Origin of the sequence: Treponema sp. OMZ 838 (assembly GCF_000775995.1) — a bacterium.
Taxonomy (GTDB): Bacteria; Spirochaetota; Spirochaetia; order Treponematales; family Treponemataceae; genus Treponema.
Window position 1 is genome coordinate 1,694,629 of the sequence record NZ_CP009227.1, and the last position, 17,772, is coordinate 1,712,400.

At 43.8% G+C, this 17,772-nt stretch carries 15 protein-coding genes, 1 tRNA gene and 1 pseudogene; 10 read left to right on the top strand and 7 right to left on the bottom strand.

Going from position 1 to position 17,772, the window contains the following annotated elements:
- Positions 1–134 precede the first annotated feature (134 nt).
- On the top strand, positions 135–2,972 hold the full coding sequence (locus QI63_RS07630) for an AAA domain-containing protein (protein ID WP_235619657.1): 2,838 nt from the start codon (positions 135–137) through the stop codon (positions 2,970–2,972).
- 37 nt (positions 2,973–3,009) lie between these two features.
- Here the strand turns inward: QI63_RS07630 and QI63_RS13545 are convergent.
- Positions 3,010–3,087 (bottom strand): annotated as a pseudogene (locus QI63_RS13545) (flavodoxin family protein); the annotation flags it as partial.
- A gap of 61 nt (positions 3,088–3,148) precedes the next feature.
- Between QI63_RS13545 and QI63_RS07635 the strand changes: the two are divergent.
- The 3 genes from QI63_RS07635 (at position 3,149) to QI63_RS07645 (ending at position 6,620) form a co-directional block, all read left to right on the top strand.
- Positions 3,149–3,733, top strand: coding sequence for a flavin reductase family protein (locus QI63_RS07635; protein WP_044015239.1), 585 nt, complete (start codon positions 3,149–3,151; stop codon positions 3,731–3,733).
- A gap of 256 nt (positions 3,734–3,989) precedes the next feature.
- The gene (locus QI63_RS07640; protein WP_044015241.1) at positions 3,990–5,225 is read left to right on the top strand and encodes a dicarboxylate/amino acid:cation symporter; all 1,236 of its coding nucleotides are present in this window, start codon (positions 3,990–3,992) and stop codon (positions 5,223–5,225) included.
- Between the two features lie 27 nt (positions 5,226–5,252).
- Positions 5,253–6,620, top strand: coding sequence for a CCA tRNA nucleotidyltransferase (locus QI63_RS07645; protein WP_044015243.1), 1,368 nt, complete (start codon positions 5,253–5,255; stop codon positions 6,618–6,620).
- A 64-nt stretch (positions 6,621–6,684) separates the two neighbouring features.
- On the opposite strand, the gene QI63_RS07650 is transcribed toward QI63_RS07645, so the two are convergent.
- The 4 genes from QI63_RS07650 to murC form a co-directional block, all read right to left on the bottom strand.
- On the bottom strand, positions 6,685–7,518 hold the full coding sequence (locus tag QI63_RS07650) for an HhH-GPD family protein (protein ID WP_044015245.1): 834 nt from the start codon (positions 7,516–7,518) through the stop codon (positions 6,685–6,687).
- A 98-nt stretch (positions 7,519–7,616) separates the two neighbouring features.
- The gene (gene cmk, locus QI63_RS07655) at positions 7,617–8,192 is read right to left on the bottom strand and encodes a (d)CMP kinase (RefSeq protein ID WP_044015247.1); all 576 of its coding nucleotides are present in this window, start codon (positions 8,190–8,192) and stop codon (positions 7,617–7,619) included.
- A gap of 11 nt (positions 8,193–8,203) precedes the next feature.
- Positions 8,204–9,070 (bottom strand): YicC/YloC family endoribonuclease, encoded by an 867-nt coding sequence (locus QI63_RS07660; RefSeq protein WP_044015249.1) that lies wholly within the window; start codon positions 9,068–9,070, stop codon positions 8,204–8,206.
- A complete protein-coding gene (murC, locus tag QI63_RS07665) occupies positions 9,067–10,518 on the bottom strand; it encodes a UDP-N-acetylmuramate--L-alanine ligase (protein WP_044015251.1) in 1,452 nt (483 codons plus the stop codon). The genes QI63_RS07660 and murC overlap by 4 nt, the downstream gene beginning before the upstream one ends.
- 98 nt (positions 10,519–10,616) lie before the next feature.
- On the opposite strand from murC, the gene QI63_RS07670 reads away from it, so the two are divergent.
- Both QI63_RS07670 and QI63_RS07675 read left to right on the top strand, forming a co-directional pair.
- Positions 10,617–10,690 (top strand) — tRNA-Arg (locus QI63_RS07670).
- A gap of 113 nt (positions 10,691–10,803) precedes the next feature.
- Positions 10,804–12,363, top strand: coding sequence for an NAD-dependent epimerase/dehydratase family protein (locus tag QI63_RS07675; protein ID WP_044015253.1), 1,560 nt, complete (start codon positions 10,804–10,806; stop codon positions 12,361–12,363).
- A 44-nt stretch (positions 12,364–12,407) separates the two neighbouring features.
- On the opposite strand, the gene QI63_RS07680 is transcribed toward QI63_RS07675, so the two are convergent.
- Entirely contained in the window at positions 12,408–13,175 is a 768-nt protein-coding gene (locus QI63_RS07680) for a DUF1295 domain-containing protein (protein ID WP_044015255.1), read from the bottom strand.
- 165 nt (positions 13,176–13,340) lie between these two features.
- Between QI63_RS07680 and nth the strand changes: the two genes are divergently transcribed.
- Positions 13,341–13,982 carry an endonuclease III gene (gene nth / locus QI63_RS07685; RefSeq protein ID WP_044017192.1) on the top strand — a complete coding sequence of 214 codons (642 nt, stop codon included), beginning with the start codon at positions 13,341–13,343 and terminating at the stop codon, positions 13,980–13,982.
- A 53-nt stretch (positions 13,983–14,035) separates the two neighbouring features.
- Here the strand turns inward: nth and QI63_RS07690 are convergent, their stop codons facing one another.
- Positions 14,036–14,806, bottom strand: coding sequence for a metallophosphoesterase family protein (locus QI63_RS07690; protein WP_044015257.1), 771 nt, complete (start codon positions 14,804–14,806; stop codon positions 14,036–14,038).
- Between the two features lie 24 nt (positions 14,807–14,830).
- Here QI63_RS07690 and QI63_RS07695 point away from each other — a divergent pair, with 24 nt between their 5' ends.
- The 3 genes from QI63_RS07695 to QI63_RS07705 all read left to right on the top strand — a co-directional run bounded on the left by QI63_RS07695 (position 14,831) and on the right by QI63_RS07705 (position 17,590).
- Positions 14,831–15,409, top strand: coding sequence for a hypothetical protein (locus QI63_RS07695; RefSeq protein ID WP_044015258.1), 579 nt, complete (start codon positions 14,831–14,833; stop codon positions 15,407–15,409).
- A 135-nt stretch (positions 15,410–15,544) separates the two neighbouring features.
- Complete coding sequence (locus tag QI63_RS07700; protein WP_044015260.1) at positions 15,545–15,952, top strand: hemerythrin domain-containing protein; 408 nt, start codon at positions 15,545–15,547, stop codon at positions 15,950–15,952.
- Positions 15,953–16,501: 549 nt separating this feature from the next.
- On the top strand, positions 16,502–17,590 hold the full coding sequence (locus QI63_RS07705) for a formylglycine-generating enzyme family protein (RefSeq protein WP_044015263.1): 1,089 nt from the start codon (positions 16,502–16,504) through the stop codon (positions 17,588–17,590).
- Positions 17,591–17,772: the final 182 nt, after the last annotated feature.

Below are 17,772 nucleotides of genomic sequence, written 5' to 3' on the forward strand. Positions count from 1 at the left end.
TTCTCAAAAATAAGGACGGAACATTGTACACTTTACAATGCAGTGGCCTCCATCTTCATACGTATACACTTGCAGATAATATGTTGCTTTCTGTAGAACGTATACTATCGGCAAGTATTGTAAATGGTACATATATGCCGATAAATCAACATCTTGTTGACGATATTGATTGTAATCCTGCAAAGTATGAATTACTATTTGATGGCTCTGCAAACTTCAAAATTCTCAATTACCTTGCGGATTGCAATAAATTTGAAAGTATTCCGTCATTAAACAATGATTTTTGCCTCATAGAAAATTTAGATGACAATGTCCTCCGCAGTAATTCACAAGAATATCGCTTATCTGATACGCAGTATCGAGAAATTGTTGATGCGTTTAATAAAAAACTGAATATAAAGCAGAAAAAACATCAAATGGAGGGACAGCTGTGTCTAAATAAACTAAGCCTTTATACCCGGAAAGGGCTATATGTACTTGCGTATCGTGAAATATTTTTAAATGTCGAGAAACATACATTAGAAATATCAAACGAAATTTCTTTTAATAAAGAATTCTATATGAATGCCGATTCGGACGACGGTAAGATTGAAAGTATTCGTCGCTTTCTTGAACCATGTGAATTATATCTACTCAAAGATTTTGATAAAAACTTGCAAAAAATTGAAAACATTATTCAGGAAAAAATTTCAAAAGAAAAAATAGATGATCGTCCGTATTTTTTATATTTACAACGAAATGTCAAAGTCAATCTTGAAAAAGAATATGAATCGATTCTGACTATGTATGAAACCGGTAAGGTCTCCATTCCAATACGTGCATTCTTCGGAGAACTGCATAGTATTGAAAAAAATGAAAATGATATACCTATAACATTACTGAATAAAAAAATAAATCTTGATCAGCTGCTTTCCATACACAATGCAATGCATAGTCCTGTATCATATACGCAAGGACCGCCCGGAACGGGCAAAACCAATACAATAATAAACACTATTATCACCGCATTCTTTAACAATAAAACGGTTCTATTTTCTTCGTATAACAACCATCCAATCGATACTGTGTTTCAGACTTTAAGTTCACTGCAATATAAAAGACACTCCGGAAGTATCGATACTATACCATTTCCTGTTCTCCGCCTTGGCAGTAATGAGAAAGTCAAAGAAGCATTAAACTATATAGAAACGCTGTATCAAAAATGTTCAAACATTACAATATATAGTACAACACTTGAACGAAATAAATACGATACGATAGAGCGAACAAAAAAACTATCGACATTGTTAAAAAATCATCAAGAAACGGTAGAACTTGCCGAACGAAAAGATACACTTGAAGCAATGCTTGAAAAAAACACAAGTATGGAAATGCGGCTTGTTTTGGAAGGACAGCAGCTTAATGCAATCAGAAAGAAACTTAATGAAATCCCCAAGGTTTCCGATCAGGATGCTCTTAATCTTTTGGAAAATGATGAAAATGAATTTCTAAAATATCTTTATTATATATCAGCAAGATATATCCAACAGCTCTCAGAACCGGAGTATGATGATCTTCGTCTTATTTTAAAACTTGAAAAAGAGGAAGAGCGCATTACGGCTTTTAATAAATATACATCCGTCGATGATAATATTTGCAAACTGCAAAAGATTTTTCCGATTATTGCAACTACTTGTATTTCGGCGCATAAAATCGGCAGTGGCAAACTTTGTTTTGATTGTACTATAATTGATGAAGCCAGTCAGTGTAATACAGCTCTATCGCTTATCCCGATTATACGCGGTAAAACGCTTATGCTGGTTGGTGATCCGCAGCAGCTTAATCCGGTAATTACCTTGGATGAGAACATCAACAAAGCATTAAGAACAAAATACAGTATTCCTGACGATTACGATTATATTACAAATTCAATCTATAAAACTTTTTTAGCAAACGATTCAATCAGTGAAGAAATCTTACTTCATAATCATTATCGTTGTAATAAAAAAATCATCCAATTCAATAATGAAAAATATTATAACAACCGGTTAAATATAGTATCAGAGTCTACGGTTTCGGAACCATTGGTATTTTATAACGTTGATAGTACAAGAACTAATTTTAAAAATACTTCCGAACAAGAAGCGGAAGCGATTGTACATTATATAAAAAATAATCCTGATAAAAGTATCGGGATTATTACTCCGTTTAGAAGTCAAAAGGAACAGATAGAATTTTCAATAAAGGAAGCTGGTATCAATCCCAAAAAATACAGTTGCGGAACGGTTCATGCATTCCAAGGCGACGAAAAGGATGTTATTCTATTCTCACTCGCATTGACCGATACCACTAATAATAAAACTTACGAGTGGTTAAAAAATAATGGTGAGCTTATCAATGTTGCAACATCCCGTGCAAAAGATCGCCTTGTGATATTTTCAAATAATACTGTTCTTAATCAGCTGCACCGGAATGCAGAGAAGACAAAATCAGACGATATCTATGAACTTGCGGAATATGTAAAAGCAAAGGGCTCATACAAGATAACAAACTGTACAAATGATTCGCGAGCACTTGGTACAAAACCGTATAAAACGGAAACAGAAGACGCTTTTTTGGAAACATTGAACCATGCACTTTCAATTATTTCTTTAAAAAATAAAAAATACTGCGTCGAAACAGAAGTACAAGCTTCGCATATTTTTAAACCGGGGACGGTTCATCGGGACTATTTTTTTCGATGCAGTTTTGATTTTGTGATTTATAAAATCGGCTATAGAAATAAGAAAGAACCAATCCTTGCGATTGAATTAAACGGACGAGAGCATTATAATAATGCGACCATAAAAGATAATGACACGAAGAAAAAAGATATTTGCAAAGAGCAAGGATTTACCCTTATTCCTGTAGAAAATTCTTATGCTCGGCGGTACAACTATATCAAAGATATATTAGCCGGATATTTTGGTCAGGCGCCCGATTCATATAAGTAGACAGATTGTTAATGGTGTATATAATTAGTCCATCGGTTGGTGCACCGAGTGAGACGGCAAGTGCGATTTTTCTTTCTGTCAGAGCTTTGCCTTTTGATCCGTATGCCCAGCCATTTATTTATAATCTCTATGCGAACATGCTGTTAAAAAAACAAGACAGCGTATAGGAGGACACAATGCAGAGCCATACAAAAAAAGAGCTGGGAGTTCATCCGTTTTTATTCCCGATGCCCGTACTCATGATAGCGACTTACGGTGAGGATGGAAAAGTTGATGTAATGAATATGGCATGGGGCAGTATCTGTGCAGAAAATATGGTTTTGATGAATCTTGATGAAAAACATAAGACTGCGGCGAATCTCAAGTACAAAAAAGCGTTCACCCTCAGTGTTGCGGATATCCCTCATATCGAGGAAGCGGATTTCTTTGGTATTGCAAGCGGAAATACGATGCCGGATAAATTTGAACGCAGCGGCTTAACGGCGGTTAAGAGCGCCAAGGTGGACGCACCGATTATCCAAGAGTTTCCCCTTACGCTTGAGTGCAAAGTAGTAGAGATAAAAAATGCAGTGTTCGGCTTTTACGTTGTCGGGGAAATCGTCGGAGTTCTTGCAGATGAGGCTGTTTTAAACGAAAAGGGCAAAGTTGAACCGTCAAAGCTCAATGCATTCATTTTTGATCAATTCCAAAACGGCTATTATGCCATCGGAGAAAAAGTCGGCCAAGCATGGAAGTCAGGCGTAGATTTGATGAAAAAATAGCCTGATGCGTTTACCTCCCTTTTGTGCGAAATTTTATCCAAAATTTCGCACATTTTTCCAGTAGACGGGTAAACGCATCAGGGAAATAGCTCCAATTCTGCAAAATATATAGGCTGGGAGACCATTTGAGCTGCGTAGCAGCGAAACTCTGGTTGAACAGCCTATATATTTTGCAGGGCTGTCACAACTGCCTGATGCGTTTGCCCATAGCGTGCGGCGTTGACGCAGTACAATCTTTGGGTTACACTCAGTCGTTATGAAAATTTGGTTGAAATATTTTATCGGTATTGTGCTGGGGGTAACCTTTGCTCTTGTCGCCGGTGCCGAAAATACGCTATTTGTACAGGCTGTAGACTTTTTATCAAAAGCAGCGATACAGTTCGGAAGGTATGCCCTCTATCCGGCAGTTTTTTTCGGATTTACGCTCAGTATCTTTGAATTACGTGAAAATAGAAGTCTGCTCAAAGTTGCGATTATTACAAGCCTCATTATCTGCGGTACCGCATTATTATTGTCCTGTATCGGATTAATATCCGTACTTATTCATACACCCGCTCGTATACCTATTTTTGTAGAAGGCATATCCGATGTGCAAGTTCTTGGTGTGAAAGAATCGCTATTACAATTACTTCCTTCCAGCTCGTTCGAAGCACTGATAAATGGAACCTATATCCTACCGCTTTGCATTTTCGGCGGATTTGCAGGAGCCGGCTGCGCCGTTGATAGAAATATTGCGAAGCCGACCATCACGCTTATCGATTCCTTGGCGCGGATTTCTTATGCGGTACTGGTCTTTTTTGTGGATATGCTGGTATTCGGTATGGTAGCCGTTTCGTCCTACTGGGTAATTAAATTTCACGAAATGCTCTTGACTGCGGTTTTTGCCGATTTTGCAATTCTGCTTATTGTCGATCTATTGATTATCGCACTTGTTATTTATCCCGCATTATTGAAAATCTTTTGCCGCGATATCAATCCGTATCGCGTTCTCTATGCAAGCCTCGCACCCATGATGGCAGCTTTTTTTTCACAGGATACCCATGTCGCGCTCAGTGTATTGCTGCGTCACTCCAACGAAAGCCTCGGTGTACGCCGGCGCATTTCCTCCGTTGCCCTTCCTGTTTTCTCCATTTTCGGGAGAGCGGGTTCGGCTTTAGTCATTACCGTCAGTTTTGTTGTGATTTTAAAATCTTATTCGATTAATGTATTTAGGATAGCTTTTAGCGATATATTTTGGCTTGTGGGATATGCCTCTCTCTTTTCATGTTTGCTCGGACGGTTTTCTATCGGGGGAACATATATTGCGCTGACCTCCTTGTGTATGCTTTACGGACGAGGCTTTGAATCGGGGTATTTGATTTTACGTCCGGCTGCCTTTTTTATCAGCTCCATCGCGGCAGCAATTAACGCGTTAACTGCAATAACGGGAACCTATATAACAGCGTATCGATTCAACATGACCGGCAGAAAAGATTTACGATTCTTTATTTAACCGAAGCCGGTATTGAAGTGTAAAATTATGGAACAAAAATTTCCCGTTCCTTCTCTACTCAAAGAAATCAGCGGATATTTCCATGAAGCGGGCTTTTCCGCATATCTCGTAGGCGGGGCTGTCCGCGATTTTTTCTTAAAGAAAAAAGCAAGTGATTGGGATATTGCAACCGATGCGCAACCGCAGGAAGTAATGCGCTTATTCCGGCGGACAATTCCCACCGGAATAGAACACGGTACCGTTACCATCATCTATAAAAATAAGCATATCGAATGTACAACCTTCCGTACCGAAACAGATTATATCGACGGACGGCACCCTGCAGCGGTTGCATATACGGCAAGCATAGAAGCAGACCTTGCCCGCCGCGATTTTACGATGAATGCCATTGCAGTTTCTCTTCCTGACGGAGAAATCGTTGATCCCTTTAACGGCGGAGCGGATATCCGTGCAGGGCGGATTCAAACAGTTGGGAATCCGCTCGACCGATTTTTAGAAGATGGTTTGCGCCCCGTCCGTGCGGTTCGCTTTGCAGCGCAGCTCGGCTTTACCGTCGATACGGGAACATTGCAAGCAATCCCGCAGGCGCTGCATATCACCAAAAAAATCTCGATTGAACGATTCCGCGAAGAGTTTACAAAAATGCTCAGCTGTCAAATTCCGCTTACCGGCTTGCGGCTAATGGAAAGCACAGGGCTGCTGAATCTCTTTATTCCGGAACTGATGGAATGCCGCGGCATCGGGCAGGGAAGCTATCATCACTTTGATGTACTCGACCATAGCTTTCTGGTGTGCAATGCCTGCCCTGCCGGAATGGAACATATCCATATCCGGCTCGCGGGGCTTTTCCACGATATCGGGAAGCCCGCTGCCCGCAAGGAAGCGGCGGACGGCAGCTGTACCTTTTACCGCCACGAGGCTGTCTCCGAAAAAATGACCCGCAGCATTATGCGGCGTCTGAAATATTCCAATGCCGAAATAGAAAAGACTGCTCATTTAGTTGCCGAACACATGTTTCATTATGACCCTTCATGGACTGACGCCGCCGTTCGCCGTTTTATCGTCCGCGTTGGGAAAGAAAATATCGATGATTTATTTGCGTTACGAAAAGCGGATGTTTTCGGGCTCACCGGTACGTATGCAGAGCCGAACTTTCTTGTAGAATTTACGGCCCGGATTGATACGCTCCTCAAAGAGGATGGAGCATACAGCCTTAAAGATTTAGCGGTTAACGGAAAAGATTTAATGGCGATCGGTATTCCCGCGGGAAAATACCTCGGTCTGGTTTTGCATGATCTTTTGGAAACGGTATTGGATGATCCTGCGCAAAACACTAAAGAGGCGCTCTTACCCATTGCCGCAGCGCTCTATGAGCGGATACAACGGTTTCAATAGGCGATGACGTTTTTAGTTTTTACATTGCATGGATTGGATGTAGCCGTTAGGGTTTTCAATTTTGCTACTGCTTAATGGAATAACAGCCGCCCTCTTCTGCAACAAAACCTTCGCGGATGAGACCTTCGAGCGCTTTATCGAAGAGGAGCTTTTCCGTCTGAGTATTGTTGTACAGCTCTGCATATCCTTGGTTATTGTGTGCCGTCAGTGTTCTGATTACTGCGCCGCGCGCTTGCCGTACCGACCCTTCAAACTTGGACTGTTTGGTATAATGCCTGCTTTTTCTGTTCGGATTGACGGTCTTCTTTTTTAATTCTGCGCCGTAATCCATCAGCGCGTAGTACCAAAGCCGCGGATTTTCTTTATACAGCGAGGCTTCGATATGAGGGAATAATTCTTTATCGCTGATATCGGTTTTGTCCTTAAAAAAGAAAAAGATAAACACCGCGCGGATATTTGTTTCGATAAATGCATTGGGTTTATTGTAGGCGAATGTCGAAATCGCGGCAGCCGTGTAGGGGCCGATACCCGAAAGTGTTTGAAGCTTTTCAGGAGCATCGGGAACAACGCCGCCGTATTCGCTCACAATGGTCTGTGCACACTGGTGTAAAAAACGCGCGCGGCGGTTGTATCCGAGACCTACCCACTGCTCAAGCACCTGCACGAGGGAGGCTTCCGCAAGGTCTTGCACCGTGGGGAATACTTCAAGCCAGCGGTTGTATTTTTCTACCACCCGCTCGGTCTGCGTTTGCTGCAGCATAAATTCAGACACAAGAATAGAATACGGATCATTTGTCGTGCGCCACGGAAAAGATCGCCCATGTGCAGTATAGTAATCTAAAATCGCTTTTTGAAAATCGGAGTAGTCGGGTGTGTGTATAGATTCAAAAGTGTTCATAGGTTTTCTATTACAGGAATAATGTGCATAAACTTACGGTTATAGGATGGATATCCATTCATCTTGCTCACTAATGCTCAGTTTATGATATGCTTTTGTTATACATCCAATTTCGGAACAATGAGCGAACGCCGTAAAAGTTCGTCTATGATAAGCTCTACAATGAGATCGGGGGTATAATGCTCCGTATCGATCAGCATATCGGCAAAGGCATAATCGGTGTTATCGATATTGTACAGTTCTTTGTACCGGCGGGTGTCGTCGCTGTCCCGCATCGCGGTAAACTCTTTGATATGTTCAAGGCTTCCGCCCTCTCGTTGAAAGATACGCCCGGCACGCACTTCATCAGAAGCATAGAGATACACTTTTAAATCCGCCTCTTTCAGCATCCAAATTGCAAGGCGGGAACCCAGTACACACGATGATTTCAGCGCCTGCTCAACTTGGCGGCTATCGACAATACGGTCAAAACTGAAATCGGTCTTCGCTTGCTCAATGACTTTCTTTAACGGCATATCCAATTCTTTTGCAAGATTCCTAAAGGTATAATTGATGCACGGAATACCCAACGTGTCAGCCAGCAAGGTAGAAACTGTCGTGTTGCCGCAGCCGGAAGCGCCTGAGATTGCAATGCGCAGCTCTTTTTTTGCGGGAATAGCGTACTTGTGTTTCATCAGTGTATCCCTCATTCGATATTGTGAGCTTGCTCGCGGATGTTTTCCAGAGCATCTTTAGCTGAGATTACTGCCTGTCCGATTTCCGTCAGCTGATTTTTGGAGCCGATGGTGTTAATTTCCCGATTGATTTCTTGACATAAAAAATCAATTCTCCGGCCGGGAGTTTCGTTCTCTGTAATTTCTTTTTCTAAAGCGGCGATATGAGCTTTTGCCCGTATAATTTCTTCATTGATCGTATACTTAACGAGCAGCACCGCAGTCTCCTGCATAACACGTTGCGGATCCGGCTCACGCTCCATAAGGTCGGAAAATTTCTTTTTCAGCATTGCAGAAAAAAGTTGTTCCATTCTCGCAGCGTGCCGCTCAATCTCCGCAACGGAGTTGGAAAGTACGGCAAGCATTTTCCGTATGTCTGCGGACAATGCCTTTCCTTCTTCAATCCTGCACGCATTGAATTTTTCAGTCAGCTCATCGAGAAGGGGAGTAAGAGCTTTTTGCCAAAGTTCCTCATCAAAATTTTTATCGATTTGTAACACTCCCTCTTGCCGTAAAATCAGGTCGAGTGTGATTTGATTTTCCATTCCGAGCGCATGAGCAATGTCGGCGATGGATTTGTAGTAGGACTGTGCGAGAGGTATATTGGGCAGGATGGGCTGATCATTATGGATTTTTTTTAAACGCAAATAAAAATCGACCTTGCCCCGTATGATACGCTTGGAAAAATATTTGCGTAAAAACGGTTCAAGTTGAGTAATCGTAGAGGGAATATTGATGTTGAGATCCAAAAATCGGGCGTTATAGCTCTTTAATTCGCAGAAAATATCGGTACCGTTCACAATGCCGTCAAGATAGGCATAGCTCGTCATGCTTTTCATACGTGTGCCTTTCCGCGTAAGTCGTTATAAACGGCGCGGCCGAGCTTCCAATTGTCGCCTGCACCGACGGTGATGAATAAATCGTTTGGACGCAGCTCACGCTCTACAAAATCCTTTGCGTCCATAATCTCTTCAAAATAATGAACTCGTTTGTGCCGCTTCTTCATTTGTTCATACAAGGTTTTGCCGTTTGTTGAACCGCTGTATTTTTCCCGTGCGGAAGCATAAATCTTATGCAGGATAACCGTATCGGCGTATGAAAACGCCTTGGCAAATTCGGGGAGCAGCGCTGCAGTGCGTGAATAGGTATGCGACATAAAGTCTGCGATAATACGCCGTTTGGGATAAAACTCGTGTATACCCTTGAGGGTTTTATAAATTGCGGTGGGATGATGCCCGTAATCGTCCATGAAGAGGATGCCGTTGACTTCGCCCAAAATTTCGCTGCGCCGCTTTGCTCCCTTAAACGAGGCGAGGCTGTTCCTGATTGCGGTGAGGTCGGCAGCGGTAACTTCTTTCCGCTCCTGCTTGATAAGTCCGATTACCAGTGCGATGGCGGCAGCGGCGTTGAGAACACTGTGCTCTCCCGGAATACCGATACGGAATTCTCCGTCAAAACCGCGGAGGGAAAAAACGGACTGTCCGTTTTGGATACCGAGGGTTTTAATCCCGTAATCGCCGTGTGCTGTTTTTCCATAAGGTGTTAAGACAAGATCGGGACGGGAAGAAAATGTCAATTTTGCCGCCTCCCGCGCTCCTGCATCGTCGGAACAATAGATCAGTTCCGTGAACTGGGGCAGGCGGTCGATGTATTGTAAAAAGGCGGTTAATATGTCTTCGTATTGCGGATAGTAATCTTGATGGTCGCTTTCGATACTGGTAAGTACGATTTTTTGCGGATGGAAAAATAAAAAGTTACGTTTATACTCACAGGTTTCGGCGACAAAATATTTTGAACCGTTGATAACTGTGCATCCGCCGCCGAAGTTGGACACCGCACTGCCTGCCAATACGGAGGCGCTTAAATGTAGGTCTTTTAAAAGTGTGCCTGCGATACCGGTGGTCGTTGTTTTGCCGTGTACGCCTGCAATACCTGCCGAATAACTGTGTTGAGAAAAAGCGCCGAGTGCTTCGGGATAGCTCATGCGCGGGATATTTTGTTCTACAGCGGCGTGCAGCTCCGGATTTTTATCGGGCGTGTAAGCCGTTGAATATATGATAAGCTTTGTAGAGGCGGGAATATTTGAAGGTGCAAAAGGACTGCTTACCGGTATGTTCAGCTTGCGTAAAAGTGCATCGGTATAAAATTCATCGCTGACATCGCTGCCGGTTAGCTTTGCGCCTCGCGAAACGAGCAGCTCCGCTAAGGCTGCCATACCGGTGCCTTTAATACCAATCATGTGTATGTGATAGCCGGAGAGGTTTTCAGGTAAACGTGTTACAATCATAGATGAGCACATAATAATGAAAAAGCGTGTTTTACACAAGAAGAAGTTGTTCAGGGCTTGACACCCAATACCGTCTTGTGTAGTATAAAACAGCCTTTGGGACTATAGCTCAGCTGGATAGAGCGTCAGATTCCGGATCTGAAGGCCGGCGGTTCGAATCCGCCTAGTCTCATTCTTTTAAAATATATCTAATTTCCGATTTCTTTTCTTTGTTCTTGCCCACCTGATTTAAACACTGTTTTGCTTGATATACTTAAATACGGGTGAAAAATATTTAGGAGCTATATGAAAATTGTTTTTATTACCGGTGTGTCCGGAACAATGGGATCCGAAGCATTAAAACAGATTGCTCAGACGGGAGCATTCCGGTGCCGTGTTCTATTACGGCCTAAAAAGGCGAATATAAAGCTGGCAAAAAAGCTTCAGAAAAACGAAAACATTGAAGTGTTGTTCGGTGATATACAAAACTACGAAGACTGCCTTGCCGGTGTAAAAGATGCAGACTATGTGCTTCACTGTGCGGCAATTATTCCTCCGGCAGCCGACCACAATCATGATGAAGCATTCCGTACAAATTGGCTGGGAACTCAAAATCTGCTGAATGCTGTGGTAGAAAGCAGGCAAATCGAAAAGACCAAATTCGTTTACATAGGCACTGTTGCGGAATACGGCAACAGAACATTCAAACACCCGTGGGGAAGGGTCGGCGATCCGCTTTTACCGAGTGCCTTTGATATGTATGCGGCAAGCAAAGTAAAGGCTGAGCGTGCGGTTATTGAATCGCCTTTATGTTGGGTGTCGCTTCGGCAAAGCGGTATCTTATATGACGAAGTGCTTTTCAATAACATGAATGACGGGTTGATGTTTCATACGTGCTGGAATACGCCGATAGAATGGGCGACGGCGCGTACCTCCGGTCTGCTTTTGAAAAATCTCGTTCAAAAAGATACAAACGGAACGCTCAGTCCTGATTTTTGGAAAAAGGTATACAATATCGGAAACGGAAAGGATGCCCGTGTTACCGGCTTTGAAACACTTGACCGCGGTTTTAAAATGATGGGGCGGAGTGCCGAGGAAATTTTCCGCCCCGAATGGAATGCAAGCCGCAATTTCCACTGTATGTGGTTTGCCGATTCTCATATATTAAACAGCTATCTTGATTTCCAGCATGAAGGGTTTGAAGCGTTTTTCTCAAAGCTTGAACAAAAATTGTGGTATTTTAAATTGGGAAAACCGTTCCCGCGTCTGGTTCAGCGTTTTTCGATTATGCCGCTGCTGAACACAAATAACGCTCCGGTCTTTTGGGTTACGCACAACCTCAAAAAAAGAGTTGATGCCTTTTTCGGATCGCTGGATGCATATAATGCAATCCCGCGCAGCTGGAAAAAATTTCCGTTATTGTGCAAAAATCAAAACCCTGAAACCGGTGCTGAGTTAGATTACGCGGCGTTAAAAGACGAAGCATTGCTTGCAGCAAACAATATGCTTTTAAATCACGGTTATGATGAAACAAAGAAGCCGGAAGACCTTGATATTGAAGATATGCAGCAGGCGGCGGCTTTCCGGGGCGGCAAGTGCACCAGTACAACGATGACCCGCGGCGCTCTGTACCGTCCGCTGCAATGGCAGTGCCACAATGGTCATCATTTTTCGGCGACTCCGTATTTGGTGCTTAAAACCGGGCATTGGTGTCCGGAATGCTGCAGCGTACCGCCGTGGAATTTCGGAGAGCTTGCAAAACACATTCCGTTTTATGCACAGGTATGGTACGACGACCACACGAGTGATGAAACGGAATCATATTCGGCAGAGGATGCCCGCGATATATCCGCCTACGAAAAATGAAGCTCAGTGACGCTTTCCGAAGCTGGGTCGTTTAGCAGGTTCCTCTAATACACAAAGGGGATAATGCGCTTTGGTTTATAGCGTGCAAATTCCTCAGGGAAGTCTTGTGCATATTTTTTATACAAGGCATGAGAGCGCGGTACCAAGTTGCAAGCCGTCCAAAATAAAAACAGGAAACCGGCGGATGACCATGTTAAAACCGCAAAGCCGAGCCATTCCACCAATTCACCGAAGTAGTTTGCGCTGGTAACGTAGCGGTACACCCCCTTACACGGATAGTAATGCTTGCTGTCTCCATTTGATCTCAGCGAACGGATATAGGAATCGGATTGTATATTGATAAACATACCGGCACAAAATAATGCAGCACCAACGATAAAACGGGGATCGGCAAACCAGCGCACGCTATACATTTCTGCGGGAGAAAAATAAAAAATCCATAAACCGATTAAAAACGCATTGATCGTATTAAAGAGCATCCCCATAGATACTATGCTGAGCGGCATTTTACTGTTTCCTTTGAGCAGCATCGGGAAAATCAGCGTGCGCTGAATGTAGTGTGCAAGGAAGAAAGACACAAGCACTATCCGTACCGGTTTGTGTGCATAGTCGAGTATGCACAGTAAAGAAATCATAACGATAAGGGTGGGACACTCCATCAGCATCCATGCAGCTTTATTGTTAAAACTGAAGCCCCATTTTTTATTGATCAGCTTACCATACCCAGCCGGGATAAAATACAAGGCGATAAAACATATCAATCCCAAAACAAGCAGGACAATTTCAACAGTACAATATACAGAATACAACATTGCCACAGTATCACCGCTTTTCCTCTTTTAATCAACTATCCCTCGATGCGGGGTGTTGGGGAATGCAACTTTCCGCACGAATCAAGCGCCGGTATGAAGGGTTGACAGGCTGCATAAATACTCGTAGCTTACTTAAAAAGGCTGAATGAGATTATGGATCCTACGATACGATTGCTTCCCGCCGATGCAGTGTACACGGTGTATGAACGGCTGCGGCAGGAAAATCCCAACCCGCGGAGCGAGCTGCATTGGAAAAATGTCTATACATTGCTGGTTGCCGTGGTGCTTTCGGCGCAGGCAACCGATGTTGGGGTAAATAAGGCAACCGCACCTCTTTTTGAAAAGGTTGATACGCCGGAGCAAATGCTTGAACTTGGCGAAGAGGGACTGAAAAGCTATATCAATTCCATCAATTTATACCCGACAAAGGCAAAGCGGATTATCGCGCTCAGTAAGATTTTGATAGACCAATATCATTCGGAGGTACCGCATGACCGTACCGCATTGGAAAGCCTTCCGGGGGTCGGGCGGAAAACAGCTAATGTTGTGCTGAATGTAGGATTCGGCGAGCCTGCAATAGCGGTCGATACACATATTCTGCGTACAGCTCCGCGTATTGGGCTGTCGCAGGGGACAACTCCGCTTGAAGTTGAGCAGGATTTACTGCGCGTAACGCCCGAAGAATTTTTGCTGGACGCTCATCATTGGATACTGTTGCACGGCAGATATGTCTGTAAAGCGCGAAATCCTGATTGTGCCGGATGTAATCTTAATGATATATGCTTAAAAAATGGGGTAGGGGACTAGAACCATACAAAAGGGGGAAAAAGATAACAGCCTGATCAATTTTACGATCGCATTTACAATAGAGCCGTTCCCAGCCGTTGGCTTATTTTTTCATTGGTAGGTCGGACATCATAATATACCGCTTTAAAGGTGATTGTGCGGGCTGTAGTATCCCACAGTGCGAAATATGCAGGGAAATGCGTTTTATCGGCAAGCTCCGCCGCCCTGCCCGCTGCTGCGTCTAATACGCGCGGAAAGCCTACGCTGCCCGGATTGATGATACAGCAATCTTTATCGAGTGTTACCGTTTGCTCCGGTTCGGGGTATAACGCATCGTAGCATCCCCGATCGATGTAGAAAACGGCAGCTTGGTGCGTGTGTCCGCAAAAGCAGAGTTTAAAACCTTCTGCACACAGGTACCGGAGCGATACGGCTGTTTCTTGCCCGCCGTGCAGATATTCGGTGACGGGTTCCAACGGAGAGCCGTGTACAAGCAGTGTCTTTTCGGATAAAAAATAGAGAGGACGCAAGCCTGCCAAAAAGAATCGGCTTTTCCATGAAATAAGCTGTGCGGTTTTTTTTAGAGAGCGGCGGGCGTTCTCGCCGAACCAGCCGGACGGAAGCCTTTTAAGCAATCCTTCTTCGTGATTACCTGTCAGAAGAATGCACGGACGGATATGTTTTTTTAATCTTTTTACTCGCTGAATGCAGGCCTCAGGATCGGGACCGTAGCCGACCATATCGCCAAGCGAGATAAAGCCGTCGTACTGTCCATTGACGGAATCCAGTACAGCGTTGAGTGCTTCCATGTTTGCATGGATATCTGCCGTTACCACTATTTTCATATTGAGAGGAATATATCATACCGTATGCCGGAAAAACTTACAACAAGACTTTTGAATAACCTCCGGGATAGCTTTCAATCCGATTGGAAATTGCTTTCCGAAACGGAGCATTTTCTTGCGTCTACCCCTTTGCAGCAGAACTATGAGCAGCAATTTGCCGTATGGCGTAAACGGCTGCAAACAGGGAAAAATGATGCGGTACGTGCATCGGTACGGGAAGATCTTATCGCATTGAGGAAGGCGCTGCGTTTGGAAGGGTATGATTTGTCTCTTGGAGCAATTCAGCTTATTGTAAAAGATTTTGTGAACGATGATGCGGCGGCTCGCGGTTTCCGGCGGGTTGTGATCTGCTTTTGTGATGCGGGGCTGTTTTGGCTGTCGGGGGAAGCTAATCATCTTGAACTTGGCAGTGATCTACAGGCCGAGTTGGAACGTAAGCGGCTGTATGTTCATCCTGAAATGCATTATCTTTGGTTTCTGTGGAAGCGGAATGCTTTGCTGTTAAGCGGTTCCGCAACCGAAACAAAAGAAGCTTTTGAGCGCCTACAAACGCGCGTACAGGCAAACCCGCAAAAAGTATTGCGCTATCTTAAAGCGTTGTAGGATCAGTCTTACTTGTCTTTTCGCTGTTATTTTAGTACCTTCATCCGTAATTAACATACTTTGATAAGGAGTACAGGGGAATTGAGTTTTCCGTACAGATAGATACTTCATTTATAAACCGTTAGGAGATATGATATGGACATGGATTTATACATAACAAAGCATCGGGTCATGCAAGATTACCTTCGCCAGCTAACCAACCTTGTAAACGGTACTATAGACAAGGCAAATGCTCCATTAATTGCAGAGCTTATTAATAAAACAACGGGTGTATTGAATATGCACCTTGCCTCCGAGGATCATTTTGTTTATCCGAAATTATTGGAGAGCAGCGATGAGAAAATTCGATCGATTACCCGATCATATATGAATGAAATGGCCGGCATAGCGGATTCGTATCTCGCCTTTCATAAAAAATTCAACACGCCGTCAAAAATACTTGCGGATATCGATGAATTTAAGCGGACTTTCAAAAAAGTTCGGGATGCATTATTGAGGCGTATGGAACGCGAAGAAAAAGAACTGTATACGCTTACTGTTTAAAAGTTTCCTGAAAAGGTAATACGTGGACTTGCAATTTCCTCTTTTTGCTCCTATAATTGCGAATATGCTGAGCCAACGCATCGGATTTTTGCAGCACCAACCGCCTCTTTCCAAAGTGCAGTTGCTATTTTCAGTAGCGGCATATTTTCAAAAGGTAGTTGACATACATAGCTTCGTCGGCATAATGACTCAGCGACTCAGCAACTAGACTGCGCCTTGAAAAATGGGTAGCCTTTTCATTCAGACAACAACATCATTATTTTTTCTCATCAATTTTTGCAGACGGCACAAGCAGTGTTAGTGTTTTTCCTTTTACACACAGACGATACTTTGCTGCCTTGGGCATATTTTGTGCGTTAGATATGCAAAAACGTCTTCATTATAAACATATTATCAACACAGTTTTTTATCGTCGAAGCCGTCCGGCAGTGTGGTTTGATTCAGGGTAAACGGAGCGGTAATTGGTAATTTGTAATGAAGTAATGGATGAAAGCCATAAGCGAAACCTTTGGCGCTTTGAGATAAAATAATATATAGAGGAGAAATGTTATGAAAGGAAAGGATAGAAAGACAGAAGTCTTAGGTTTTTCGATAGTGCTGCTGCTAGCTGCACTGTTAGTGTGTACCGGCTGCCCGGGTACTGTAGGAAGTAGCGGTTCGGGAAATGGAGAAATTACACCACCTTCCGGCAATGTAGGTAGTTTTGAAGATACAGGCGACGGCTTTATAAAAATAACCCCACCTGCAGTAGGAATTACCGGTATGGATCCGACAGATCCTTTGCCCGGATTGGGAGATGAATGGAAAGGCGTATTTCGCGAAGGGCGTAAGGTAAAATTGAGTCCTTATAAGCTGGGCAAAATGGAAGTGACGTATAAGCTGTGGAAAGAAGTATACGACTGGGCGGTAAAAGCTGAAAACGGGTATACGTTTGCCAATGTAGGAGTAAAAGGCAAAGACGGAAGTGGGAGCGAAGAAGAGCCGGTAACGAAGGTAAGTTGGCGAGACTGTATTGTATGGTGCAATGCGTATACCCAGAAAACGAACAATGCTGAGAGCGAATGCGTCTACCGCAAAAGCAAGACCGATACTACGGTATTAAAAGACGCGACTGATACAGCTGCTTGCGATGCTGCCTATGCCGATATGAGTAAAAAAGGTTTTAGACTTCCTACAGAAGCCGAATGGGAATATGCAGCCCGGTGGCAAAACGAAAGTACGAATGCTGAAAAATACGGCAATGTATGGCTGACCAAACTAAACAGTGCGAGTGGAGCGAAAGACAAGTGGGATACAGCCGAAACGGGAGAAGTTGCATGGTATAGCGGTAATGCAGACAATGAAACCCATCCTGTAGGAGAAAAGCGGTCAAATGCACTTGGCTTACACGATATGAGTGGGAACGTCTGGGAATGGTGTTTTGACCGGTATGATAATAATCCTACAGCAAACGACGGCGCTTACGAATCCGGCGGATTTGTAACCGACCCGCAGGGTGCTGCTTCCGGTAATTTCCGCGTCATGCGCGGCGGTAGCTGGAACGTTAGCGCGAAGGACTGCGTCGTCGGTTTTCGGTTCTTCGTCGTCCCCGGCAGCAGCATCGGCATTCTTGGCTTTCGTGTGGGTTGTCGCCCCTAGAGTTCACACATTTTGCCGGAGAGGTAGAGCAGCAGCGGGCTGTTGAGCAGTGTACGTCCGTGTACACTGCTCAACGATAAGTTTTTCTATCGAAAAACTTACTGCTGTTTGGAACCACCGCCATCCGTGGCGGTATGCGGCGAAACCGAACAGGCAAAATGTGTAGAGGTGCACGTGTTTTG